Below are 22,453 nucleotides of genomic sequence, written 5' to 3'. Positions count from 1 at the left end.
CCCGTCAACCCCCGATGGTCTTGAGGGTCTCGTGCAGGGCGTTGGCCGCCAGCATGGCGCAGTGCTCCTTGTCCCCGGGCAGGCCGCCCAGAAGCTCCAGGATGTCCGCGCCGCTCACCTTGGCGGCCTCGGCCGGGGTCTTGCCCACGGCCAGCTCGCAGGCGGCGTCGCCGCACACGGCCGAAGAACCGCAGCCGTTGGTGTCGAAGGCGGCCTGGGCGATGCGGCCGTCCCCGTCCAGGGCGAGGCAGATGGAGATGGTGTCCCCGCAGCCGCCCCGGGAAGTGCCCACGGCGTCGGGCGGCCCCTGGAGCGGCTCCGCGTGGCGGGGATTGCGCCAGCGCTCGCCGGCCACCGGGCCGAACTTTTCCTCGGCCAGCTCGTTGCAGCGCTGCTGCATGGATTCGACAAAGGAATCGAGATCAGAGGCCATGTGCTACCTCGGGAAAAGGGTGGATGGAGGGACGCATGAAATCCGCCAAAAATGGGAAAGATGGCGGCGGGCAACAGGAGTCGAACCTGCTAATCATCTCTCAATGATTCAACGGTTTTGAAGACCGCGCCGGCTACCGAGCCGGATTGCCCGCCCTGTTCCGGAAGCCTTGCCACGCCGCATGGAGCGGCTTCCGGGCGACCGGAGGGCGTAGAATACGCACCCCGGCCGGGACTGACAAGACCATCCGCGCTCCGGGCCGTGGTCTGGAGGCACTCTCGGCGTTATTTTTCCTTCAATGGGGCTTTTTTCCGAGCTGGGGGTGATTTCCCCGGCCAGGGGAGGTATGCTTGTATCCCGTTCTTCAACCCCCGCGGGAGGGGAGCTGTCATGCCCTGGCGCAACGCACTTCGCCCGGCCATTCTCCTGGCCTCGGCCCTCGCTGTACTGCTTGTCCTGGCCGCCTGCTCCACCAGGCCGACCGCCCTGGAGCCCGCCTCCCAACGGCGGGCCGGCCCCGCCCCGCGCAGCGGGGTGCACATGGCGGAGGTCGGCCAGCCGGTGCTGCTGGTGCAACGCGTAACCGCCTACCCGGCCTACACCCCGTCCCGCCGCCTGAATCCGCCCGCGCCCGACAGCTTTCAGCCCTCCCCGCTCGCGCCGGACGACCGATGGGTGGCCTTTTTCCGGGCGGACGGCAAACTCCTGCTGGAATCTCCGCACGGTCTGGGGCGCATGGGCCTGCTCTACGATCAGAAGGAGGAGCGGCTGGCACAGCGGCCCTGGTTCGACTGGGGCGCCGGCGCTGTCCCGCGCCAGCCGGAGTGGAGCGAGGAGCAGCGGGCCGTTCTGGACCCCGCCGAACCCGAGGTCTCCAAGTACCTGGAACTGACCGTCCTCTTCATGGGAGTCGAGGGCCGCAATGTCGTCCTCGAGGAACTGCGACGCGACCTGGGCCAAGGCGTGCGGCGCGAGGTCCGGCGGATACCCATGGACGGCTCCCCTCCCCTGGAATACGGCCGCTACCGCCTGCATCTGCGGGGCACTGACGGGCAACGCCTACTTTACGACGTCTCCGCCTCGGAGAACGACCGGGACAGCCAGGCCTTTCCCGAGTCCGAAGAGGAGGAAGCCCCCGAGCGGCCCGGGTACGAGCTCTGAGACCCGGGACCACCCAACCCACTCCTCGCCGTCCGCCCCGCCGAGGCTGATTCGTCCCTCGTCTCCCAGCCTGCGGGCCAGCTCCGCCAGGCGGGAGCGGGCGGCCTCCACCTCCCCCGCGGGCTGGGGCCCCATGGCCTCGGTTTCCTCCAGCACCATGGACAAGGCGCGCTGGCTCAAGCCGGAGAGCAGGGCCCGCGCCGTCTCCCCGTCCGTCCCGCGCAGGGCCAGGGGCAGGTCGCCGGGGTCCGACTCCCGCGCCACCACGGCCAGGTCGCGCGGGGCCAGCCGCACCAGGTCCTCGAAAGTGAACAGGCGGCTCCGCACCTCCCCGGCCAGGTCCGGGTCCTCGCGGGCCAGGGCGTCAAGGGCCTCTCGCCGCTCCACGCCCGGCAGGCGGGAGACCACGGCGGCCACGGCCTCCGTCCCGCCGGAGTAGTGGGCGCGGGGCATCCAGTAGGTGCGGGGTTTGGGCTTGCCGGGCATCTGGCGTGGACTCCTGGTCTGCGGTACACCCCTGCCATGAACGAAGCGATTCGCGCGGTCAAGGCCGCGCCCGAACTGGCGGAGGCGGTGGATGGAGCCGACCATCTGGAGGGCTTGTCCGCGGACAGCCGCAAGGACCTGCGCGCCTTCCTGGCGGGGCTTTCCTCCACGCCGACCTGGATGGAGGGGCTGTACAAGGCGCGCCAGCCGCTGGCCCGGCTGCTGCGGGTTCCGCCTGACAAACTGGTATTCCCCAAAGTGACACCGGACAACGTGCCCTTCGCCGCCGGAGCCCGCTACGGTCCATTCACCGTGCGCGCCTCGCGGGAGAACCGCTTCTGGCTGGGCGGCTACCAGGCGGCCCACCTGTCGGCCGATCTGGCCGTTCTGCGGGCCGACGGCACCGGCGGCGGCAACCGCTACCACCTGGTCACTGCGGTTCGCTACCGCTCGCCCAGGGGCAAACTGTATTTCGGGTTGGTGCGCCCCTTCCACCACCTCGTCATGCGCACCCTGGCCCACCGCGCCGCCAGATAAATCCCGTTCCGCCCTTGCCTCGCCGGGCGGGATACCGCACCATGCGGGCTGGAGTTCCCTCATGGACCTGCAACCGTTGATCCAGACCATGCCGGCCCAGGCCTTCTGGTTCGGCGCCCTTTCCGCCGCCTCCCTGCCCCTGGGGGCGGCCCTGGGCATCCTGTGGAAACGCCCCTCGGCCCGGGCCATATCCGCCATCATGGCCTTCGGCGCGGGCAGCCTGCTGGCCGCCCTGGCCCTGGAACTGGTGGCTCCGGCCCTGGAGCGCGGCGGCTACACGCCCCTGGCCATCGGCGCCGTGGCCGGGGGCTGCTCTTTCTTCTGCTGGATTGGGCCATCAACAAGCACGGCGGCTTCTGGCGCAAGCGGGCCACCCTCATCCGCCACATGGTCCGCTCCGAGCGCTCACGGATGAAGTCGCGCATCCGCCACCTTTCGGAAGTGGACGTGCTGCGCCGGGTGCCCACCACCGAGATGGTGGACCTGATGCAGTACATGGTGCGGCGCAAGCTGCCCCAGGGAGAGACGGTATTCTCCTACGGCGATACGGCCGACTCCATCTTCCTCATCGACTCGGGCAAGGTGGAGGTGCTGCTGCCCGGAGAGCCACGACAGGTGCTCTCGGACGGTGACTCCTTCGGCACCCGCTCCTTTCTGTCCGAGGACGGCCGCAGGCAATCCACCGCGCGCACCCTGACCGCCATCAAGGCCTGGGAGGTCCTGAGGGAGGACTACCTGCGCCTGGTGGAGCGGTACCCGTCCATTGAGCAATGCCTGGTGGACCTCAACCGCAAGCGGGAGCGCCAGTGCGAATTGCGCAGGCAGGCGCAGCGGGCCAAGGAGGATTTGGAAGAGGCCCTGGAGGAGGTGGACGACCTGCCCGTGCACCTGCGCGAGGTGGACATCGAGGAGGCCAGGCGCAAGGCCGGGAGCGGGGCGGCCCTGGCCATCTGGCTGGGCATCTTCCTGGACGGACTCCCGGAGTCGGCGGTCATCGGTGCCTCCCTGCTGCACGCTTCCCTGTCCTGGGCGCTGCTGGCCGGAGTCTTTCTGGCCAATTTCCCGGAGGCCCTGTCCAGCTCGGCCTCCATGCGGCAGCACAACGCGCCGGCCTTCCGCATCATGGCCATGTGGAGTTCGCTAACCCTGACCACCGCCCTGGGCGCACTGGCCGGGAACCTCTTTTTGCAGGAAGTGTCCCACACCGTGTACGCCGCCTTCGAAGGGATGGCCGCCGGGGCCATGCTGACCATGATCGCCCAGACCATGCTGCCGGAGGCCTACCAGCAGGGCGGCGGGCTGACCGGCATCTGCACCCTGCTGGGTTTTCTGGCCGCCCTGGCCGTTCGGGCCGCGGGCGGCTGAGCCGCGTCAGGCCTCGTTCCTGAGCGCGTAGTAGGCCAGCATCTTGGCCAAAAGCGGGTCGAAACCCTTGTCCGAGACAATGGTCCTGGCGCCCTCCTCCGCTGAAAGAGTGCGGGCGTAGAGGCGTTCGTTGGTCATGGCGGCGTAGGCGTCGGCCAGGGCGCAGACGCGGCCCTCCCGGCTTATCTCCCCAGCCTTGAGACGGCGCGGGTAGCCGGAGCCGTCCAGCCGCTCGTGGTGCTCGGCCACGGCTCGCAGGCTCCGTTCGGACAGGCCCCCCACCCTGCGGAGAATCTTCAGCCCCACCTCTGGGTGTTCCTCCACCCGCACGCGCTCCTTGTGCAGCAGGGTGGATTCCTTGCCCCGGATGTGGTCGGGCACGTTGGTCATGCCCACGTCGTGCAGCAGAAACCCCAGGGCGGCCTGGGAGAGATGCTCCCGGATGTCCTTCTCGTGGCTGGAGAGCACGTACAGGGCGGTGCCCAGCAGGCAGACGTTGACCCCGTGGTCGGTGAGTTCCCGGCGGACCCGGATGCCCCGCTTGAGGGAAAAGACGCGGTTGGAGTCGGCCCACAGCCAGTCGGCCAGCAGGGCCAGGTCGTGGGCCAGGGGCTCCACAGTGGAGGCCAGGGGCTGGGAGAGAAAGTCGCCCAGCCGGGCGGCCAGGGCGTCGCCGACCACCACGGCCTTTTCGCCGTCACCCAGGGTGTCCTCGAACAGGGCCGCGCCCAGGTTGCGCGAGAGCAGTTCGGAGAAGGCCGCGAAGTCTCCGCGGGCCAGGAAGAGCCTGCCCTCTTGGCAGATGCTCTCCATCTCGGCCTTGACCCGGGAAGAGAGGACTCGGTCGCGCTCCCGGTAAAGCACAACCCGGTCCACCCCTTCGTCGTAGCGGTAGAGGTTCACCGGCGGCCTGGCCCGGGGCAGGCAGGTCAACAGATTGGGCGAGATCTCCAGGTATTCCGAACCGAGCGTTCCAGCCATGCGCGCCCCCTGCCGCGTAAGGAAACCGTCTCCGATCCGATATGGAAATGCCATAATTTCACGTGTTCGCACACCCTTGAGAAATCACTATTCATTTCGAATTGATACAAGGAATGCCCCCGCCGCCCCGGACCTGCATACCGCTGGTCGGGGACGGCGGGGGCGGGCGGAAGGAAAGCGATCATCTCACCGTTCAGGGCAGGTTGGCGTCGGCGAAGTCCCAGTCGATGGCGTTGTCCAGAAGCATGTCCATGTATTCGCCCCTGCGGTTCTGGTAGTCCAGGTAGTAGGCGTGCTCCCAGACGTCCACGGTCAGCAGGGGTATGGCGCCGGAAACCACCAGTGGGGAGAGGGCGTTCATGGAGTTCATGGCCTTGATGCGGCCGTCCTGGTAGATGAGCCAAGCGTAGCCGGAGCCGAAGCGCGTGGACGCGGCCCGCTTAAGGGCGTCCTTCATGCCCCCCACCGAGCCGAAGGATTCCTCGGCCAGGGCTTTCAGGCGGCCACGCACTGGGGAGCCGCCGGGCTTCATGGAATTCCAGTAGAAGGTATGGTTCCAGACCTGGGAGGCGTTGTCGAACAGGTCGTCCATGCCCGGGTGGTTGTAGGCGAAGATGACCAGTTCCTCCAGGCCGTTGAAGGGGATATTGTTCTCCTCCAGCAGCTTGTTGGTCTTGGCAACGTATCCGGCGTGGTGCTTGCCGTAGTGGAAGGAGAGAGTGCGCTCGGATATCACCGGCTCCAGCGCGTCCATGGGGTACGGCAGCGGGGGCTGGCGGACGGGCCCTTCCATGGACCACGCCGTTCCGGCCAGGCCCAGCCCGCCGGAGAGCAGCGCGGCCGAGGCCACGGCACCCATTTTCAAAACGGTTCTGCGATCAGTCATGGTCTTCCTCCTTGGGGCGGAAAGTCGTTTTCTCGATTAGGTTAGCACATTGCACCCGTTTTGGGCCAGAGCGGGAGGGGATAAAGCGGTGAGGAATCGGCCGCTCCATCTCCCTGTTTCCTTTCCGCCACCCTCCTGCTATGCCTGCACGAATACACGGCTTACGAGACACATGGCAGTACAACACCCCACCACCGAGCTCGAACGCCTGCGCCGGGAAAACGACCGGTTAAAGCGGGAAAACGAGGAGCTGCGCGGCAGCCGCAACGGCAAGGCTTCAGAAATGCTGGCCATCGCCGAGGCTCTGCCCGTTTTCATCGCCCACCTGGATACCGGCCTCCGCTTCCTTTTCGCCAACAGGCACTACGAACGCTTCTTTGGCCGTCCCGCCAGCGAAATTATCGGCCGCCACGCCAGGGAGATTCTTGGGGAAGAGAACTTCGAGGCGGCCAGGCCAGGTCTGGAGGCCGGGCTGCGCGGCGAGGCCGCGACCATCGAGGTGCCCTACCGCTTCAACCGCCAGCAGGGCTTCTTCCGCCGCAAAGTCACGCCCATGACGGATTCCTCCGGCGAGGTAACGGGCCTCATCGTCATGGTGGAGGACATCACCGAATGGCGGAGGCTGGAGGCCCGCAGCCGGGAGCACGAGAGCATCCTGGTGCAGGTGGGCGACCTCATCCCCTACGGCTTCTGGATCTGCAACCCACAGGGCGGGGTTGAGTTCCTTTCCCAGTCCTTTCTGGACATGCTGGGCCGCGAGCTGGACTCCTGCCACGAATTCGGCTGGAGCGATCACGTCCAGGACACGGAGAGCGACGAGGAATGGAGCGACTGCACCTCCTCACGGCATGACCACCTTTGCCGTGAACTTGACATCGAGGACCGCGACGGGATGACGCGGCACATCCTCTCCCTTGGCGCGCCAATCCGCGATGACTCGGGAACCGTCGTCAAGTGGTCCGGGGTCAACCTCGATGTCACCGAGCGCAGGCTGGAGCAGCGGCAGCTGGCCCAGCGGGAACGGCGCTTCCGAACCCTGGTGGAGCACCTGCCCGAACTCATCGTGCGCATCGGCCGCGACGGCCTGTTTAAATACGCCAACCCCCGCATTACCGACATCACCGGGATGCCGCACCAGGAATACATCGGCATGCCCCTGGCCCGCTTCGAGGAGAGCGGACGGGAGACGGACCGCCGCTTCGCCGCCGCCGTGCGGCGGGTGTTCATCTCCGGTAACGCCGAGGAGCACCACTTCCGCTATCCCACCGAGGACGGCGAACGCATCTTCTTCACCTCCCTGCTGCCCGAACTGAACGCCGACGGCCGGCCCGGATCCGTCCTGGCCGTTTCCCGGGACATCACCGAGCAGACCAGGATGCGCTCCGAACTGCTGCGCGCCAAGGAGGAGGCCGAAGCGGCCAACAAGGCCAAGAGCGACTTTTTGGCCAACATGAGCCACGAGCTCCGCACACCCGTGACCGGCATCATGGGCATGGCCGAGCTGCTGCTCAAGCGGCTGCAAAAAGAGGAGAACCTGGACTACGCCGCCCACATCCTCTCCTCCGCGCGGGTGCTGCTGGAACTCATCTCAGAGGTGCTGGACATCTCAAAGATCGAGGCCGGGCGCATGGAGATAGAGCCCCGGCCCATGGAGCTGCGGCCGCTTCTGGAACAGATACGCGACGAATTCGTGCTGCGGGCCGAGGAGCAGGACAACGCCATCTTCCTGGAAGTGGACGAGGACGTGCCCGATGATGTGGAGGCCGATCCCCAACGGCTGGGCCAGATCCTGCGCAACCTGCTGTCCAACGCCTGCAAGTTCACCCGCGAAGGGGAAATCCGCTTGAGCGTGGAGCGCAATCCCGCCGAGGAGGGCGAGGGAGAGCTGCTTTTCACCGTTTCCGACTCCGGCAGCGGCATTCCCGAGGACAAGGTGTCGCGCATCTTCGAGGAGTTCTTCCAGGTGGAGAACGTCCTCAGCAAGTCCACCCAGGGCACCGGGCTCGGACTGGCCATCTGCAAGAAGCTGACCTCCCTCATGGACGGCGCCATCTGGTTCGAGACCGCCGAGGGGGAGGGAACGGTCTTCCACGTGCTGCTCCCCCTGCCCCCGGTCGAGAAATCCGAGGAATCCACTTTCGCGAAGGGCGAGGGCCACCCGGCCGACGCCCTAGCCCAACTGCCCCCGCTGACCGTGCTGGTGGCCGAGGACAACACCGTCAACCGCATGTTCCTGCGCTCCTTCCTGGAGGACGCGGGACACGTGGTGGTGGAAGCCCTGGACGGTTTGGAGGCGGTGGAGGCGGTAAGCCGGGGCGGCGTGGACGTGGTGCTCATGGACGTGCAGATGCCGCGCATGAACGGCCGGGAAGCGGCCAAGGCCATCCGGGAGATGCCCGGGGGCCTCTCCGGCACGCCCATCATCGCCCTGACAGCCTACGCCATGGACGGCGACCGCGAGCGCATCCTCTCCCACGGGCTGGACGACTACGTGGCCAAACCCGTGGACTTCGCCGACCTGGCCCGGGCCATCCGCTCGGTGCTCGGACTATCCTGACACCGCGGGAGGGAGGTGCCATGCCGCGCGTCATCGTTTTCCCAGCCTTGCTGGCCTGTCTGCTTCTTTCCGCACCGGCTCATGCGGCCGACACGGTCTCCGCCTTCTGGCAGGTGAACGTGTCATCCGGCTCCGGCATGACCGCCACCCTTGAAGGCCCCGGCCTGGCGAACGAGGAGAGCCGGGAGGTGCGGCCCGGCGAGGAGGCCGTCATCCCCGTGCCCCTGGCCGCGCCGGAGTACGCTCCGGACGGCGGGGCCACGCCCAGGCGCTGGACCCTGCGTCTGGGCGAGTCCTGCCGGGTCCGCTTCGACACCCCGGTGCGGGGCATGCCCGTGGGGCTGGGCGAGTCCATGGACGACCCGGCCGAGCGCTGGCGGGCCGCGGAAACCATCGAGATTGGCGAACGCGAGGGGTGCTCCGGCCTGCAACTCGGCGTGGACCCCATGGCCGGACTTATCCGCGCCGCCATGCCCTAGCGGGCCGGACGCTCCCTTAGCCGGTCCGCCGCACCGCCAGCAGGGTAATGTCGTCCTCCGGGGGCTTGCCGCCCCTGAACGACTCCAGCTCGGCCATGACCGCTTCCACCAGTTCCTCCGGGGAGAGGCCGGCGCTGCGCCGCAGGCAGGCCAGGAACCGCTCCTTGCCGTACATTTCCCCGTCCGGAGAACGGCACTCCCAGGCTCCGTCCGTGGCCGCCACGGCGGTCATGCCGGGCTGTAGCCGCGCCCGCGCCAGGGTGAAGGAGGCGTCCTCCATGATGCCCAGGGCGGGCCCCGCCTCCCCCGCCTCGGCCGCCTCGCCCGACTCCGGGTCCAGCAGCCAGCACGGTTCGTGCCCGGCCCGCACCACGTACAACTCCCCTTCCCCGCCAAGCTCCACGGCCAGCATGGTCACGAACTGCCCCGTCTCGAAGGCGTCCTCCACCAGCAGCCGGTTGACCTCGGCCGTGACCGTGTCCAGGGGGTCCGGAGTGTGGGCGCGGCCGCGCAGGAAGGCGCGGGAGGTGGCCATGAGCAGGGCCGCGGACAGGCCATGGCCGGACACGTCCCCAACCACGGCCAGCCGTCGTCCGCCCGGGAACCCCAGGTAGTCGTAAAAGTCGCCGCCGGTCTCCTCGCAGTACAGGGAGCGACCGGCCAGCTGCCAGCCCGGGGCCTCGGGCGGGGCGTGGGGCAACAGGTTGGCCTGCACCTCCCGGGCCACGTCCAGGGACTCCTTGATGCGCACCCGCTCCTCCAGGGCGGGCACCATGCGGTCGAAGGTCTCGCCCAGCCGGCCGACCTCGTCCCCGCCGGAAACCCCGGAACGGGCCTCGAAGTCGCCTTCGGCCAACCTGCGGGCCGCACGGTCCAGCCTGGAGACGTCCGCTGTCATGCGCCTGGAGAGAAAGACCGAGAGCAGAATGATGAGCGCCAGCACACCGGCCACAATGACGCCGGTGGAGCGGATCTGCTCGCCCACCAGGGCGGTGACCGTGGCTGAGAGGGACTCGGCCGCCCGGGTGACGTCCTCCCGGGGAACCTCCAGCAGCAGGGACGTGCCGCCAGCCGGGGCGTAGGCCCAGATAACCGCGCCGCGCGGCACGTCCGCCTGGCCCACGCCGGAGCGACCAGCCAGCAGGTCCGCCCGCATGGCCTCCAGCGCGCCCCGCTCCCCGGCCCGCAGGTTCCGCGTGCCCTCGGCCGGACGCCAGCGCCCCCGCCAGTCCCTGCCATCCCCGCCGCCGTCCGGCGTGGCGATGACCCGCACCTCCCCTTCTGCCTCTCCCGGCTCAACCAGGTAAGGGCGCAGGTCCTCCGACATCTCGCCCAGATGCACCTGCAGGTGGAACAGAGCCTCGGCCGGGACGGAGAGGGCCGTTACCCCGTTCTCGTCCCCCTCCGACAGCCTGGAGGAAATGACGAAAACCAGCCCCTTGCCGGTGATCGGGTCCATCAGCGGGCCGGACCAGACCGGTCCTTCGGACTCCAGCGCCCGGCGGTACCAGGGGCTTTGGCGGGGGAGGAAGCCGGAGGGAGCCTTTTCCGGGGCGGGATGGACGGCCATGGCCCCGCTGCCAAGCACGGTCCACTGCCAGGCCACCAGATCGGGCAGCCGTTCGCGCAGGGCCGCCAACTCCGGCTGCACCTCGGACAAAGCCCGGCTGGCGCTCTCCCTCTCCTCCTGGCTGGCCCCGGGCGGCAGGCGCATGTGGCCCATCATCCACTCGTCCTCGCCGCCGTCACGCCATTCGCCGGATTCCCGGCCGCCGTCGCGCATGTGTTCACGCATCATGCCCATGCCCTGGCCGCGCATGTGCCCCATGCCCATGCCCCATCGCGGCGCGTCAACAGGGTCGCCGCCCGACAGGACCCATTCCATGCGGCCCGCCTGGGCCAGCAGGGAAAGGCGCAAAAGCTGCCGCTCGCGGTCCAGAACCCGGGCGTGGTCCTCCACCAGTCGCTTCAGCTCCGAGCGGGCGCGCTCCACCAGCACGGCGGAGACGCGTGTGGACAATTCATCGCCCAGTTTGCGCATGGTGCGCTGGCCGTTGACGCGCAAAAGCAGCACCGGAACCAGGGAAACGGCCAGGAGCAGGGCCAAAAGCTTCCAGCGGATTGACATTCATTCCCTCCCGGACACGTCCAGGGCCAGCCCCCGCAGACGCTCGCCGTCCTCCAAGCCGACGATGAACCGCTCCGGTATGTTCGACAAGCCGGTCATGGCCCCGCACAGCGCGCCGGTGAGGGCGGCCCGGGACATGTTGTTCCCCCCGCCGTTAACCGCCGTGAGCACCGCCTTCTCGAAATCCCCCTCGAACCGCGCCGCCAGGTAGAGGGCTGCCGGGTAGCTGTAGCGCATGGAACAAGCCAGGCCAAAGAGGCGGCAGGCCTCGATGGCGGGCTCGATGCAGCCCGCCGGGCCGCGCGCCGACCGACAGGTCCAGGCGGGCAGGAGCACGGCGTCGATGAGCTGCCCGCGCCTGGGATCGCCGCACGGGCCGGGCAGGCCGTAGTCCGCGAGTTCCTCCCGCAGCCAGCCGGACACTTCCTCCGGATCCATGCCCCGGATGAGCCCGGCCGTGACCAGGCCGAAGGCCATCGACTGCCCGGCGGTCTCCGCCCCGGCATGGGTCAGGCGGACGTTGTCGATGAGGGCCTCGCGCAGGGCGGAAAGGTCGTCCGCGTAGCGGGCGGCCAGCACCGGGGCCCGGATGGCCGCCTCGGCCGTGTCAGACAGGCTGCCCGCGTTTGACCACGGCTCCCCCCGCTCCTTGCGGGCGGTCCAGACCTCGCGCATGGCCTCGTCCGTGTAGCGGCCGCCCTCGGGGGTGCCGTCCAGGGTGTCCAGCAAGTCGTCCAGACGGCGAGTGAAATCGTCCCGGTCGTACCCTCCCAGCTTAGCCACGGACTCCAGCAGCATGGCCGCCACCTGCCCGGTCTGGGAGTGGTCCCCGGCGGAGAGCCCCTCGTGATAGCGGCCCGGCCTGGGCGGCTGGTAGTCGTCGATCCAGGGGCCATAATCCCGCCGCAGCTGGTCCAGGTCGTAGTACCAGTGCGGCCCAACGGCCAGGGCGTCGCCGATGAGCGCGCCCATGACGGCGCCCGCCGCCCTGTCGGCGTGATCGGTGGCTTGCATGTCCGCCTCCGCAAGGTTGCTTTTTCCCATTGGAATAGAATGGCACAGCCGTCCCCTCGCTTCAAGGCGGTTCCCACCCGAGGCCGCTTGGTGCATTATAATCCGAGGGAGGAAATCATGAGCGAGACGCGCACCGAGGAGTACAGGGGCTGGACCATCGAACTGCGGCCCGGACAGGGGAGGCTCTGCTCCGAGTACGCCATGACCCTGCGCGGCCCCGAGGGCGAGGAAAAGAACGTCCCCCTGGCCGGGGACACGGCCGAACGGGCCCTCTCGCGGGGCAGGGAGTACATAGACGTGGAGGAGGACATCCGCCAGCGGGTGGCCGAGAAGAAAGCCCGGCGCCCGGGCGGCTAGACGGAAAAAGGGCGGCGCGCCCGAAGGCGCGCCGCCCCTGTGCATGCGATGGGCCGGTCATTTCGTCAGGTCCGCTGCCATCCCTCGGTGGGGGTGGCCTCGTCCGGGGGCTCGCCTTCCGGACCGCCGCCGCCCAGCTTCTCCTCGATGGAGACGGTTGTGGCCTGCAGTCCCTGGGTGCCCATGGTGGCCGTGAAGTTGACCCCCGTGCCCTCCACGATGCGGTCGTATTCGTCCTCGGCCACGGCGTTGCGGTGGAAGTAGACCTCCTGCCCCTGCGGGGTCTTGATGAAGCCGTAGTCCTCTTCGGGGAAGAGGCGGACCACGATTCCGTTGACCTCCTGCTGGGGATGGCTCTTGACCTTCTTCTGCTGCTTCTCGGTTATCTTCTTAAGCTGCTTGCGGGCGGCCTCGAAGGCGTCCCGCACCACCTGGGTCAGGTCTTCGTGCAGATGTCCCTGGGTGGTCTCGCGCGTGACGGCCACCTCCTTGCGAGGAGGCACGGTGATGTCCAGCCGCACCCGGTAGGGGCTGCCCCTGTCGTGGGAGGCGTTATCCTTCTCCACGGCCACCCGGCAGCCGATCATGTGGGGAGCCACCTTCTCCAACTTGGCCACTTTTTCCCTGATGAGGTTCTCGGTGGTCCAGTCGGTCTCCATGTTACGGAAGGTGATTTCCAATGGAATCTGCATGCATCGCTCTCCTTTGGCTTTTTTCCTAGCTTCCACCATGCCCCAGAGCGGGGGCCATGGCAAGCCCCCCGCGAAGGTATGGATGCCCAGGGAAAACGCGACGCCTAGTCCGCCCCTTTGCCCGCCTCGTCGCCGGAGCCGCCCTTGCCGGGCAGGAACATGGCGCAGGAGTTGCGCCACACCGGTGTGTAGCGCGACGGCCCTTCCAGCACCTCCGCGCCGCAAGCGGCGGCCATGCCGCGCAGCATTTTGGAAAACACCAGGTGATGCAGGGGGTAGACGGAGTACCAGTAGAGAAGCCCGGGCACCCCGCGCGGCAGGAAACGGGCCAGCAGGGTCAGCTCGGTCTTCTCCGTGCCGAACCGCTCCAGGTGGATTTCCAGAAGCGCCTCGCCCGGGGTCTTCATCTCCGAGAGCAGCAGCAATCGCTCGTTTTCCTCCGCCTTGATGACCCGGAAGAAGTCCAGGGCGTCGCCCTCGAGGATTTCACGCGGATGGCGGCGTCCGCGCCGAAGCCCCGGCCCGCCCGCGAGGTCGTCCATGACGCCGCGCATCCGCCACAGCCTGTCCGCGCCATACCAGCCGGTCTCCCCGCCGATGGCCGCCACCGTGGGCCAGATGTCCTCCGGACGGCCGGACAGCAGGCAGCGGTAGCCGCACTGCAACTCGCGCCCCCCGGCGTAGGAAGGGTCGCCGCAACGGGTCCACTCTGCGGGCAGGGTCCGCCCCGCGTCGGACCAGCAGGTGTCCACCGCCTCCTGGCTGACCTTCTCCAGGGCTCGGTAGAAGGTCTCCGCGGGCGTGAGCAGCCGTTGGGGGATGATCTCACGGATGGCGTTCTCGCGGCAGATCACCTCGTTGCGCAGCCCCTCCACCAGGGGCCGCGCCAGCGCCATGGGCACCGGCGTGACCAGCCCCAGCCAGTAGGAGGACAGCCAGGGAGAAAGCAACGGCACGGGAATGATCAGGCGGCGGCGCAGCCCGGCCTCCTTGGCGTAGGTCTGCACCAGGTCCGCATAGGTGGTCACCTCCGGGCCGCCGATGTCGAACGTGCGCCCGGCCGTCTCGGGATGCTCCAGGCAGCCAGCGAGATATTCCAGAACGTTGGACACGGCGATGGGCTGATTCTTGGTGCGCACCCAGCGCGGGGCCAGCATCGCGGGCAGGTTCTCGGTGAGGTAGCGCAGCATCTCGAAGGAGGCGCTGCCCGAGCCCATGACCATGGCCGCGCGCAGAATGGTGACATCGGCGTTGGCCAGCTGCAGGATACGCCCGGTCTCAGCGCGGGAGCGCAGGTGCTCGGAGAGATTCTCGTCGTCATCCCCCAGTCCACCGAGATAGATGATGCGCTTCAGGCCGGTGTGGTTGGCGGCCTCCACGAAGTTGTAGGCGGCCTGCCGGTCGGCGTAGGCGAAGTCGTGATGTCTGGAATGCATGGAATGCACCAGGTAATAGGCCGTGGAGCAGCCTTCCAACGCCCGCTTGATCGACTCGGGATCGTGGAGGTCCGCCTCCGCGACCTCGCAGCCGGGGTGGGAGGCGAAGGCACGGCAGCGCAGCTTGTCCGCCGAGCGGCCCACCGCCCGCACGCGATGGCCTCGCTCCAGCAGCATGGGGGCCAAACGGCCGCCCACGTAGCCGGTTCCGCCGGTGAGAAGCACGGGAGCCTTGTCCTGCACGGGCTGTTCCTCCTGGTTTGGTGTTCGCGCATTCCGGCCGGTTCCATCTCCCGGCCGGGAAGCAGCGTACCACGCCCCGGGTCGTCTTTGGGGGATTTTCATTCACATTCCAGGGTTTCCGCCGCTGCCGCCCGCCACCCCGGGTAACACCGCTTCCCGCATTGGCCGAGGCGGAACGCCGCTTCGCGCAGCATTCCCCACGCCCTTTCCCGCCCCCTCCCCTCCCAGGCATGGATGCGGGACCGAAAAACGGTGTTGACATCACATACCGAAAAGCATAGGTAATCCCTCCCTGCGTCGGGATGTAGCGCAGTTTGGGAGCGCACCTGAATGGGGTTCAGGGGGTCGAGTGTTCAAATCACTCCATCCCGACCAGGAAAATTTCCCGAAACGGCCGGTCAGCGAAAAGCTGGCCGGCCGTATTCTTTTGCACCCCGTAAACCGCTCCAACAGAGTGACCATAGTGCGGTTGGCAATACCCGCTACAGAATATCTTGGCCGATAAAGGACGAGGAGCGGCAGATCAGCGGCATGTACGAAAAGGTCGGACACAAAACCGAGTCCCTCGGAGCGCAGGGAGTGCAGAGCGCCTTTGCGCAGGGAGGGGATAGCGGTGGTGGAGCTACTGGGGAAAAAGGCCAAGGGATTTGTAAAAGTGCGCTTCTGACGAAGAATCAAAACAGTCACTTCTGCATCTCTTTTTTGAACCTGTCGAAGTATTTATTCTGAAGGAGATTTGCTTCTTCTCTCGAAATCTTGCCTTCGTCAATTAGATCTCTAATGATCTGCCCTCTCGCTTGAGAAGTAAGCTACTCCACTGCCAGTTCAGATTTAAGCTCCTCGATCGTATTCCTGAGTTTCGCTTCCCGTCGCCCGGCGAAAAAATCCTGCGTAGCGTTGTATTCGGTGCTTCCTCCTGCTCCACCACCGAGTGGATTCATGAATCCTGCCATGTCGTCCTCCCTGCTCGCTTTCAAACGGTCGCCCTGCTCCGTCAGCCAAGCGTGAGATGAAAAATTTTTTATAGTTAAGTATATTATTTGTTTTTGCGTAGGGCAACCCCAGCTACGGGGTAAGTGAGCATTACAAGCGATCACATAAGGCAGTCACGAAAAACGGTTGTGTTCCCCGCCCGCGCGGGGATGGTTTTGGTGTTCTCGCTTCGGCGGCGGGGTTTCTTTTCCTCTCCGCGATTTTATCATTCCGATCCCCTGGGCGGCGTGGTTGCTCGTGAATCACGCCGCGAAAGGGTGATGCACCCTCCCTTCCCGCCCTGTTTCGACTCCCTTTCCTGTTCCATCCCCGTCGCATGCTTGCTAGGATGCGTTCCAAATCCCCAATTCGGAGCCAATCGCCAACGCCCTAGGGAGGACAGCATGGAACGATACAAGCGGTACTACAGGTCGCTCTTCGCCGCGGCCATGGCCATCAACTCCAGCCTGGAGTTCGCCGAGGTGCTGCGCACCGTGGCCCGGCAGGCGTCCGAGGCCCTGGACGTCAAGGGGTGCTCCATCCGGCTATTGGACCGCACCGGCAAGCAGCTGCTGCCCGGCACCAGCCACGGCCTCTCCGGAACCTACATGCGCAAGGGCGCGGTGGAGGTGGAAAAAAGCGGCGTGGATCGCGAGGTGCTTTCCGGCAAGACCGTATTCATCGAGGACGTCACCGTGGACGAACGGTTCCAGTACAAGCGCGAGGCCAAGGAGGAGGGCATCGTCTCCCTGCTGGTGGTCCCCTTGGTGGCGGAAAGCGAGGCCATCGGCGTGCTGCGCTTCTACGCCTCCACCCGCCGCGAGTTCGACGAGGAAGAGGTGGAGTTCGCCCAAAGCGTGGCCGCCCTCTCCACCGTGGCCCTGGAAAACGCCCGGCTGCACCAGGCCCTCAAGCGCGACTACGAAACCCTGACCTCCTTTGAATACCGAATCTTCGAGGACTGACGGAGCCTTCGCCATGAGCAAATGGAAAATCGGCATCAACGGATTCGGCCGCATCGGCCGCCAAGTTCTCAAGGCCATGCACGAGCGCTGGCCGGATGAACTGGAAGTGGTGGCCGTCAACGACCTCTTCGACGTGAACACAAACGCGCACCTGCTGCGCCACGACACCAACTACGGTCCCGCAGGGGTGGAAGTGGGCAGCGAGGAAACCACAGACAGCCTGTCCACCGGCGTCATCCGCTACGGCGACTGGCGGGTGCAGAGCTACGCCATCCGCGACCCCAGGGAGATTCCCTGGGACGATATGGGCGTGGACGTGGTCATCGAGGCCACCGGCATCTTCCGCACCGGCCCGGCCGCCTCCGCCCACCTGGAGGCGGGCGCGTCCAAGGTCATCATCACCGCCCCGGCCAAGGAGGAGGATCTGACCGTGGTGCTCGGCGTCAACGACGCGGACTACGACCCGGCCTCCCACCACATCGTTTCCAACGCCTCCTGCACCACCAACTGCCTGGCCCCGGTGATACAAGTGGTGCACCAGGCCTTTGGGGTGGAGCACGGCCTCATGTGCACCATCCACTCCTACACCAACGACCAGCGCATCCTGGACCTGCCCCACAAGGATCTGCGCCGCGCCCGCGCCGCCGGACAGAACATCATCCCCACCTCTACCGGCGCGGCCAAGGCCGTGGCCCTGGTCATTCCGGAGATGGAAGGGCGCATCGACGGCTACTCCATGCGCGTGCCCACGCCCACCGTGTCCGTGGTGGACTGCGCCCTGACCCTGTCCCGCGAGACCGACACCCAAGGGCTGCGCCGGGCGCTGCGCGAGGCGTCCGAAGGGCCGCTGCACGGCATCCTGGGCTACAGTGACGAGCCGCTCGTCTCCATGGACTTCAAGGGCGACCCACGCTCCTCCATCATCGAGGAGGAACACACCCTGGTGAAGGGCGGCAAGCTGGCCAAACTGGTGGCCTGGTACGACAACGAGTGGGGCTACTCCTGCCGCGTGGCCGACCTGGCCAAGCTGATGAAGGAGAAGGGGTAAGGACGGTCCGCGTGAAGTATCTCGACGTTCAGGGCGAGCGGATCGCTTACGAGGAGATCGGCAGCGGGCCGCCGCTGGTATTCATCTCCGGATGGGGCGGCGCGGCTGCGGAGTGGCGGGGGGACATGGAGTATTTCGGCCGCTTCATGCGCTGCCTTGCACCGGAGCATCCCGGGGTGGCGGGGCAGCCCTTGCCGGACGGGCCCTTCTCCACCCGCGACATGGCCGGACGCATCGCCCGGCTGCTGGACGGGCTGGGCATCGGGTCGGCGGCCGTGGCCGGTCTGTCCATGGGCGGGGCCGTGGCCCAGGAGCTGGCCCTCATGCGGCCGGACTTGGTTGACAGGCTGGTGCTGTGCGGCACCTTCGCCCGGCTGGACGCCCGCGCCGCGCGGGGCATCGAGGGCTGCGCCCGGCTCATCGGCACCTGCGGGCTCAAGGCCAGCCTGGACATGATCTACTGGCTGGCCTTCGGGCCAACGTTCTACGATAAGAATCTGAACGCGCTGGACGACGCCCGCGAGGCCTTCCTCCGCGATCCACTGCCCGCCGGGGTGTTCGCCTACCAGGCGCAAGCCTGCCTGGACCACGACACCCTGGACCGCCTCGGCGGCATCGCCTGCCCCGCCCTGGTCCTGCACGGCGGAGAGGACATCCTGCTGCGCCCGCGCCTGGGCCGGGAACTGGCCCAAGCCCTCCCCCACGCGCGGTTTTCCTTGATGGAGGATGGCGGACACCTCTGCGTCTGGGAACGCCCCGACCACTTCCGCGACGAGGTGGACGCCTTCCTGGCGGAGTGAACAGCCTCCCCTCAGCCGCCCCGAACAACTCCAGACGTGGATCCCTCCCCATCTGTTTGCTCCGGCAGGCTGGTCAGGGTCTTGGCCAGGGAGGAAACGCCGGAAGTGCGCATCATGTAGCACGGCTTGAGGGTGCGCTTGCAGAAGGCCTTCACCGCCTGGCAGGCCTCGTGGCTCACGCAGTCCACAGGGCAGACCACGGCATCGGCCCGGGCCAGGCAGCCTTCCAGCTTGCCGGACGAATCCTCCTGGCCGCCGTCGTGGTGGATGAGGCTGCCCCCGTAGGACTCCACCAGGGAGCGGTACTGCGGCAGCAACCCGGTGCGTCCGCCCACGTAGAGGATGCGCCGCCCGCACAGCGCCGGGCACGGCGCGTCCCGCCCGGCGGGGCAATCGGCCGGGGCCAGCAGCCTGGCGACCTCCCCTTCCAGCACCTGCTTCTCGCTCTCCAGTTCGCGCTTTTCCGCCCGCAGCAGTTCCGTGCGACGCGTTTCCGCGTCCAGCCTGCCGGACAGGGATTCGAATTCGGACCGCAGGGAATCCAGCTCCCTGCGCAAGGCCTCGGCCTCCATTTCGTGCACCAGCGCTCCCCCGCCACCGCCCGATGTCTCGTACCGGGCGGTCTTGCACCGCTCCCAGCGCAATTCGCGGGTCAATTCCCCCACCCGCCGGGCAAGCCGGTTCTTTTCATCGCGCAGGGACCGCACGCGGTCGGCCATGGTCCGCTTGACCCCGCGCAACTCCAGCCGCAGCCGCTCGTTCTCGCGCTCCAGGTCGGTCAGCTTGCGGATGTCCGCGCGGTTTGCCGCGCCAACCAGGTGGGAAAGCATGTGCACCTCGCCGAACACCTCGCCAAGCAGCTCCGGGCCGGTGGCCGGATGGGTGGCCACGGCCCAGAAGGGACCGGGAATGTCCCCGGCCTCCTTGTCCGCGCGCCACTGTTCGCGCACGGCCCCGGTGTCCTTGCACTTGCCGTAGCGGCGGACCGCGGCGGCGTACTTGCGGTCCAGGTGCTTGCTCACAAGGCGGGAGGCATGGTCGCGCCGCTTGCAGACGGACACCATCATGCCGTGCAGTTCGAAATCCGAGACGTTGCGAGGAACCTGGATGTCGGCCTTGCGGGCCAGCTTACGCAGTTCGCCCAGGCCGAGGCAGGTGCCGATGACCGGGCACTGCAGGTCGTCCAGTTCCCAGATTCGTTTACGCCGGGAGGCGGTTTGCATGCGTTGCGGGTCGTACAACATGGTCCACTCCGTATTCCTGGTTTCGCCCTGGACAAGACCGGGCCGTCGCACTCGGCCCGGGTATCTCCAAGCGTGAAGCGAACACTATTTGATATTGATAATCAATGTCAACTCATTCTTCCTTCCACCTTCGCTCCCGCCACCGTGCTCCAAAATTCACGACAACACGCTGAAATACTGCCTTTTCACTGAACAACGGACGTATTGTTGACACTGAAAATCATTTTCATTAGACCATTTCGCATGCCATTTAAGGACGTTGACATACCCGGGGCAATTCAACCCGGCTGGATGGAATTCCGGCTCTCAGCATTCGCCGCGACAGCCCCCCGGAAAGGCCAGCCCCCCAACCCAAGGAATGCCCGACTCCGCCACCCAAGGTCGGACTCTTTCACGTCCCGGCTCCGCATCGGCCAAAGGCACACTCCGGCAGCCTTCAATCCTCGCCGAGCCGCACCCGGCACGATTCCCCTCCAGCGACGCGCCACCCGCAACACCACTTTTCTCCCTGGTTTCGGCGGACGGCGGCCTCTCCGCCGCCACCCGTCCGGGACCACCAAGACACGCCATGTCCGGATTTGACCTCTCCCCGTTCCTGTCCCGCCTGCTGGCGCCCAGTTCGCCGAGCGGTTGCTCACCGGTATGCGAATCCATCCATGAATTCGCCGAGGCCATGGGCCACGCCATCGACGCCAAGGACCGCTGCACCCACTTCCATTCCACCCAGGTGGCCGTTCTGGCCCAGGCCGTGGCCCGGTTCATGGGGTTTTCGCCGCTGGAGGCCGGGTGCATCCATATCGCGGGGCACCTGCACGACATCGGCAAGATCGGCGTGCCCGACGCCGTGCTGCAAAAACGCGGCCCCCTGACCGAGGGCGAATTCGCGGCCATCCGCCGCCATCCGGTCATCGGCCACCAGATCGTTTCCCCCATCACTTCGCTGAACGGCTCCACCGGCATCGCGGATATGGTGCTGCACCACCACGAGCGCTGGGACGGCCGGGGCTACCCGCACGGTTTGGCGGGTACGGCCATCCCCGCGGGAGCGCGCGTTCTGGCCGTGGCGGACAGCTTCTCGGCCATGACCCAGCAGCGCCCCTACCGCAAGGGCATGGGAGTGCGGGCCGCTTTGGACGAAGTGGAAAGGGAGGCTGGAAGCCAGTTCGCCCCGGACGTGGCCGAGGCCTTTCTCCGCTTGGCCGCACCGCTTCTGCGGGACGGCGCGGAGCCAGGAGCGTCTGCGTTCATCGAGCGCGTGGAGCGGCGTTTCGCCGGATAATCCGTTTCCAGCCAGGGGACGCCGGAACCACCCATTGTCCGCCGGGGGGCGCCGGCCGGGGGAGGCTCAGCGCTCGTTGAAGGCCCCCCTGGCCGAGGCGTAGATGGGCTTGAGCAGGTATTCCATGAGAGTCTTGTCCCCTGTGACGATGTCCGCCTGCACCGACATGCCCGGCTGCAGCCGGTTGTCCTCCGGGTTTTCGCCCACGTGGTCGCTCTCCAGGAGCACGTCGACCTGGAAGTAGACATTGCCTTCGGAGTCGGTAAGCGACGAGGGGGAGATGGACTCCACCGTGCCTGGCACCGTGCCGAAGCGGGCGTAATCGAAGGTTGAGACCTTGACCTTGACCGCCTGTCCCGTGGTGATGTGTCCCACGTCGCGCGGGGAGATGCGGGTCTCGGCCAGCAGGTTCCGCTGCTCCGGCACGATGCGCAGAACGGCCTCGCCCTCCTCCACCACCTCGCCCGGGGAGTTCACCGCCAGGGCGTGCACCAGCCCGGAGGCCGGGGCGCGCAGCCGCTGCCGGGAGAGGTCCTGTTCCAGCCGTGCCAGGTTCTGCCCCAGTTCCACCAAATTCTGGTTGACCCCCGACAGCTCGTTCATCCAGCCCTCCAGCGTCTCGGAGCGGACAACCTGCACCCGGTTTTTCAGCTCGGTCAGCTTTTCCAGGAGTTGCACCCGCTTGGTGGGGATCTGGATGAGGTCCTGCTGGGCCTGCAGGAACAGGCGCTTGACGTTGGCGAACTCGCTCTTGCCCACGATGCCCTGCTCCAGCAGGGACTTGTACGACTCATACTCGTCGCGCACCAAGTCGTAGTTCTGCTGGACCGTCTGTTCCAGTCCGCGCAACTCCTTGAGCTCCGCCTCGTACTGGTTGATCTGGTTGCGGATGATGTCCAGCCGCACCTCCAGCGCCCGCCGCTGCTGTTCCAGGATACTGTTTTGCTCGGCCACGAGTTCCTGGTGCTGCCCGTCCAGGGAGGCGTAATCCGGCTGGCTCCCTTCCACCAGCGCTGCCAGCCTGGCCCGCTTGGCCCGCAGGGCGGCCCGGCGGTCCTTGAGCTGCCGCACCTTGGATCGGGCCTGGAAACGGTCCAGCACCAGCATGGGCTGGCCCTCCTCCACCCGCTGGCCATTCTTGACCAGAAGCTCCACCACGCGCCCGCCGCTCTCAGCCTCCACGCGCTTGGCGTGGCCACGGGGTGTTATCTCGCCATAGGCGTGGGCCACCTCGTCCAGCCTGGTTTCCGAGGCCCAGCCGATGAACGCCATGACCACCAGGGTCAGCACGAAGATTACCAGCCGCACCAGCCTGGGCACGCCGGTTTCCTCCAGCACGATGGAAGGGGATGAGGAGAGGGGGTCGGCGTTGCGTTTTTTCAGTGCCATG

Annotated in this window: 22 protein-coding genes and 2 tRNA genes; 12 read left to right on the top strand and 12 right to left on the bottom strand. The window is 67.1% G+C overall.

The features are described from left to right. Window positions 1-4 precede the first annotated feature (4 nt). The gene (locus N911_RS0113385; RefSeq protein ID WP_029897999.1) at window positions 5-433 is read right to left on the bottom strand and encodes an iron-sulfur cluster assembly scaffold protein; all 429 of its coding nucleotides are present in this window, start codon (window positions 431-433) and stop codon (window positions 5-7) included. A 61-nt stretch (window positions 434-494) separates the two neighbouring features. After that, a tRNA-Sec gene (locus N911_RS0113380) sits at window positions 495-588 on the bottom strand. Between the two features lie 235 nt (window positions 589-823). On the opposite strand from N911_RS0113380, the gene N911_RS0113375 reads away from it, so the two are divergent. Beyond that, window positions 824-1,594, top strand: a complete 771-nt coding sequence (locus N911_RS0113375) for a hypothetical protein (RefSeq protein ID WP_029897997.1) — start codon at window positions 824-826, stop codon at window positions 1,592-1,594. On the opposite strand, the gene N911_RS17695 is transcribed toward N911_RS0113375, so the two are convergent. Continuing rightward, window positions 1,493-2,080, bottom strand: coding sequence for a FliG C-terminal domain-containing protein (locus tag N911_RS17695; protein ID WP_051694423.1), 588 nt, complete (start codon window positions 2,078-2,080; stop codon window positions 1,493-1,495). The genes N911_RS0113375 and N911_RS17695 overlap by 102 nt on opposite strands. A gap of 36 nt (window positions 2,081-2,116) precedes the next feature. Between N911_RS17695 and N911_RS0113365 the strand changes: the two genes are divergently transcribed. The 3 genes from N911_RS0113365 (at window position 2,117) to N911_RS0113355 (ending at window position 3,982) form a co-directional block, all read left to right on the top strand. Continuing rightward, the gene (locus N911_RS0113365; protein WP_029897993.1) at window positions 2,117-2,617 is read left to right on the top strand and encodes a DUF2867 domain-containing protein; all 501 of its coding nucleotides are present in this window, start codon (window positions 2,117-2,119) and stop codon (window positions 2,615-2,617) included. 61 nt (window positions 2,618-2,678) lie between these two features. Next, window positions 2,679-3,032 (top strand): hypothetical protein, encoded by a 354-nt coding sequence (locus N911_RS0113360; protein WP_029897991.1) that lies wholly within the window; start codon window positions 2,679-2,681, stop codon window positions 3,030-3,032. Then, on the top strand, window positions 3,029-3,982 hold the full coding sequence (locus N911_RS0113355) for a cyclic nucleotide-binding domain-containing protein (protein ID WP_029897990.1): 954 nt from the start codon (window positions 3,029-3,031) through the stop codon (window positions 3,980-3,982). Before N911_RS0113360 ends, N911_RS0113355 begins: the two co-directional genes overlap by 4 nt. Before the next feature lie 6 nt (window positions 3,983-3,988). On the opposite strand, the gene N911_RS0113350 is transcribed toward N911_RS0113355, so the two are convergent. Then, on the bottom strand, window positions 3,989-4,963 hold the full coding sequence (locus tag N911_RS0113350; RefSeq protein WP_051694422.1) for an HD-GYP domain-containing protein: 975 nt from the start codon (window positions 4,961-4,963) through the stop codon (window positions 3,989-3,991). Between the two features lie 193 nt (window positions 4,964-5,156). Beyond that, on the bottom strand, window positions 5,157-5,849 hold the full coding sequence (locus N911_RS0113345; protein ID WP_237559979.1) for a superoxide dismutase: 693 nt from the start codon (window positions 5,847-5,849) through the stop codon (window positions 5,157-5,159). Window positions 5,850-6,021: 172 nt separating this feature from the next. On the opposite strand from N911_RS0113345, the gene N911_RS0113340 reads away from it, so the two are divergent. Continuing rightward, complete coding sequence (locus tag N911_RS0113340; RefSeq protein WP_051694419.1) at window positions 6,022-8,406, top strand: PAS domain-containing protein; 2,385 nt, start codon at window positions 6,022-6,024, stop codon at window positions 8,404-8,406. Window positions 8,407-8,426: 20 nt separating this feature from the next. Next, a complete protein-coding gene (locus N911_RS0113335; RefSeq protein ID WP_029897982.1) occupies window positions 8,427-8,885 on the top strand; it encodes a hypothetical protein in 459 nt (152 codons plus the stop codon). 16 nt (window positions 8,886-8,901) lie between these two features. Here the strand turns inward: N911_RS0113335 and N911_RS0113330 are convergent, their stop codons facing one another. Beyond that, entirely contained in the window at window positions 8,902-11,013 is a 2,112-nt protein-coding gene (locus tag N911_RS0113330) for a SpoIIE family protein phosphatase (RefSeq protein ID WP_029897980.1), read from the bottom strand. Further along, window positions 11,014-12,027 (bottom strand): ADP-ribosylglycohydrolase family protein, encoded by a 1,014-nt coding sequence (locus N911_RS0113325; RefSeq protein ID WP_029897978.1) that lies wholly within the window; start codon window positions 12,025-12,027, stop codon window positions 11,014-11,016. It lies immediately after the preceding gene. A gap of 117 nt (window positions 12,028-12,144) precedes the next feature. Here N911_RS0113325 and N911_RS0113320 point away from each other — a divergent pair, with 117 nt between their 5' ends. After that, window positions 12,145-12,384 carry a hypothetical protein gene (locus N911_RS0113320; RefSeq protein WP_029897976.1) on the top strand — a complete coding sequence of 80 codons (240 nt, stop codon included), beginning with the start codon at window positions 12,145-12,147 and terminating at the stop codon, window positions 12,382-12,384. 65 nt (window positions 12,385-12,449) lie between these two features. Here the strand turns inward: N911_RS0113320 and N911_RS0113315 are convergent, their stop codons facing one another. Both N911_RS0113315 and N911_RS0113310 read right to left on the bottom strand, forming a co-directional pair. Next, on the bottom strand, window positions 12,450-13,076 hold the full coding sequence (locus N911_RS0113315; RefSeq protein WP_081859256.1) for an HPF/RaiA family ribosome-associated protein: 627 nt from the start codon (window positions 13,074-13,076) through the stop codon (window positions 12,450-12,452). Between the two features lie 104 nt (window positions 13,077-13,180). Beyond that, on the bottom strand, window positions 13,181-14,857 hold the full coding sequence (locus N911_RS0113310) for an SDR family oxidoreductase (RefSeq protein ID WP_081859255.1): 1,677 nt from the start codon (window positions 14,855-14,857) through the stop codon (window positions 13,181-13,183). 196 nt (window positions 14,858-15,053) lie between these two features. Between N911_RS0113310 and N911_RS0113305 the strand changes: the two genes are divergently transcribed. After that, window positions 15,054-15,130: transfer RNA gene (locus tag N911_RS0113305), tRNA-Pro, on the top strand. Window positions 15,131-15,564: 434 nt separating this feature from the next. Here the strand turns inward: N911_RS0113305 and N911_RS18520 are convergent. After that, window positions 15,565-15,708, bottom strand: coding sequence for a hypothetical protein (locus tag N911_RS18520; RefSeq protein ID WP_161781636.1), 144 nt, complete (start codon window positions 15,706-15,708; stop codon window positions 15,565-15,567). 423 nt (window positions 15,709-16,131) lie between these two features. On the opposite strand from N911_RS18520, the gene N911_RS0113300 reads away from it, so the two are divergent. Genes N911_RS0113300 through N911_RS0113290 form a run of 3 tightly spaced genes read left to right on the top strand, consistent with a single transcriptional unit; the run spans window position 16,132 to window position 18,540 of the window. Next, on the top strand, window positions 16,132-16,692 hold the full coding sequence (locus N911_RS0113300) for a GAF domain-containing protein (RefSeq protein WP_029897970.1): 561 nt from the start codon (window positions 16,132-16,134) through the stop codon (window positions 16,690-16,692). A gap of 13 nt (window positions 16,693-16,705) precedes the next feature. Next, window positions 16,706-17,740, top strand: a complete 1,035-nt coding sequence (gap, locus tag N911_RS0113295) for a type I glyceraldehyde-3-phosphate dehydrogenase (protein WP_029897968.1) — start codon at window positions 16,706-16,708, stop codon at window positions 17,738-17,740. Between the two features lie 11 nt (window positions 17,741-17,751). Then, window positions 17,752-18,540, top strand: a complete 789-nt coding sequence (locus tag N911_RS0113290; protein ID WP_029897966.1) for an alpha/beta fold hydrolase — start codon at window positions 17,752-17,754, stop codon at window positions 18,538-18,540. 11 nt (window positions 18,541-18,551) lie between these two features. Here the strand turns inward: N911_RS0113290 and N911_RS0113285 are convergent, their stop codons facing one another. Further along, on the bottom strand, window positions 18,552-19,784 hold the full coding sequence (locus N911_RS0113285) for a DUF2325 domain-containing protein (protein ID WP_029897964.1): 1,233 nt from the start codon (window positions 19,782-19,784) through the stop codon (window positions 18,552-18,554). A gap of 568 nt (window positions 19,785-20,352) precedes the next feature. On the opposite strand from N911_RS0113285, the gene N911_RS0113280 reads away from it, so the two are divergent. Then, window positions 20,353-21,063 carry an HD-GYP domain-containing protein gene (locus N911_RS0113280; RefSeq protein WP_051694416.1) on the top strand — a complete coding sequence of 237 codons (711 nt, stop codon included), beginning with the start codon at window positions 20,353-20,355 and terminating at the stop codon, window positions 21,061-21,063. Window positions 21,064-21,129: 66 nt separating this feature from the next. Here N911_RS0113280 and N911_RS0113275 read toward each other — a convergent pair whose 3' ends face one another. Further along, entirely contained in the window at window positions 21,130-22,452 is a 1,323-nt protein-coding gene (locus tag N911_RS0113275) for an HlyD family type I secretion periplasmic adaptor subunit (RefSeq protein WP_029897960.1), read from the bottom strand. Window position 22,453: the final 1 nt, after the last annotated feature.

It is taken from the genome of Desulfohalovibrio reitneri (genome assembly GCF_000711295.1).
GTDB lineage: Bacteria > Desulfobacterota > Desulfovibrionia > Desulfovibrionales > Desulfovibrionaceae > Desulfohalovibrio > Desulfohalovibrio reitneri.
This window is presented reverse-complemented; position numbering and strand designations above follow the sequence as displayed.

Bases quoted from the DNA above. Each gene is read 5' to 3' on its own strand.
- N911_RS0113325 (WP_029897978.1), bottom strand. From the start codon at position 12,027: ATGCAAGCCACCGATCACGCCGACAGGGCGGCGGGCGCCGTCATGGGC.
- N911_RS0113340 (WP_051694419.1), top strand. From the start codon at position 6,022: ATGGCAGTACAACACCCCACCACCGAGCTCGAACGCCTGCGCCGGGAA.
- N911_RS0113275 (WP_029897960.1), bottom strand. From the start codon at position 22,452: ATGGCACTGAAAAAACGCAACGCCGACCCCCTCTCCTCATCCCCTTCC.
- N911_RS0113315 (WP_081859256.1), bottom strand. From the start codon at position 13,076: ATGCAGATTCCATTGGAAATCACCTTCCGTAACATGGAGACCGACTGG.
- N911_RS0113385 (WP_029897999.1), bottom strand. From the start codon at position 433: ATGGCCTCTGATCTCGATTCCTTTGTCGAATCCATGCAGCAGCGCTGC.
- N911_RS0113345 (WP_237559979.1), bottom strand. From the start codon at position 5,849: ATGACTGATCGCAGAACCGTTTTGAAAATGGGTGCCGTGGCCTCGGCC.
- N911_RS0113330 (WP_029897980.1), bottom strand. From the start codon at position 11,013: ATGTCAATCCGCTGGAAGCTTTTGGCCCTGCTCCTGGCCGTTTCCCTG.
- N911_RS18520 (WP_161781636.1), bottom strand. From the start codon at position 15,708: ATGGCAGGATTCATGAATCCACTCGGTGGTGGAGCAGGAGGAAGCACC.
- N911_RS0113320 (WP_029897976.1), top strand. From the start codon at position 12,145: ATGAGCGAGACGCGCACCGAGGAGTACAGGGGCTGGACCATCGAACTG.
- N911_RS0113360 (WP_029897991.1), top strand. From the start codon at position 2,679: ATGGACCTGCAACCGTTGATCCAGACCATGCCGGCCCAGGCCTTCTGG.
- N911_RS0113375 (WP_029897997.1), top strand. From the start codon at position 824: ATGCCCTGGCGCAACGCACTTCGCCCGGCCATTCTCCTGGCCTCGGCC.
- N911_RS0113335 (WP_029897982.1), top strand. From the start codon at position 8,427: ATGCCGCGCGTCATCGTTTTCCCAGCCTTGCTGGCCTGTCTGCTTCTT.
- N911_RS17695 (WP_051694423.1), bottom strand. From the start codon at position 2,080: ATGCCCGGCAAGCCCAAACCCCGCACCTACTGGATGCCCCGCGCCCAC.
- N911_RS0113365 (WP_029897993.1), top strand. From the start codon at position 2,117: ATGAACGAAGCGATTCGCGCGGTCAAGGCCGCGCCCGAACTGGCGGAG.
- N911_RS0113310 (WP_081859255.1), bottom strand. From the start codon at position 14,857: ATGAAAATCCCCCAAAGACGACCCGGGGCGTGGTACGCTGCTTCCCGG.
- N911_RS0113300 (WP_029897970.1), top strand. From the start codon at position 16,132: ATGGAACGATACAAGCGGTACTACAGGTCGCTCTTCGCCGCGGCCATG.
- N911_RS0113280 (WP_051694416.1), top strand. From the start codon at position 20,353: ATGTCCGGATTTGACCTCTCCCCGTTCCTGTCCCGCCTGCTGGCGCCC.
- N911_RS0113355 (WP_029897990.1), top strand. From the start codon at position 3,029: ATGAAGTCGCGCATCCGCCACCTTTCGGAAGTGGACGTGCTGCGCCGG.
- gap (WP_029897968.1), top strand. From the start codon at position 16,706: ATGAGCAAATGGAAAATCGGCATCAACGGATTCGGCCGCATCGGCCGC.
- N911_RS0113285 (WP_029897964.1), bottom strand. From the start codon at position 19,784: ATGTTGTACGACCCGCAACGCATGCAAACCGCCTCCCGGCGTAAACGA.
- N911_RS0113350 (WP_051694422.1), bottom strand. From the start codon at position 4,963: ATGGCTGGAACGCTCGGTTCGGAATACCTGGAGATCTCGCCCAATCTG.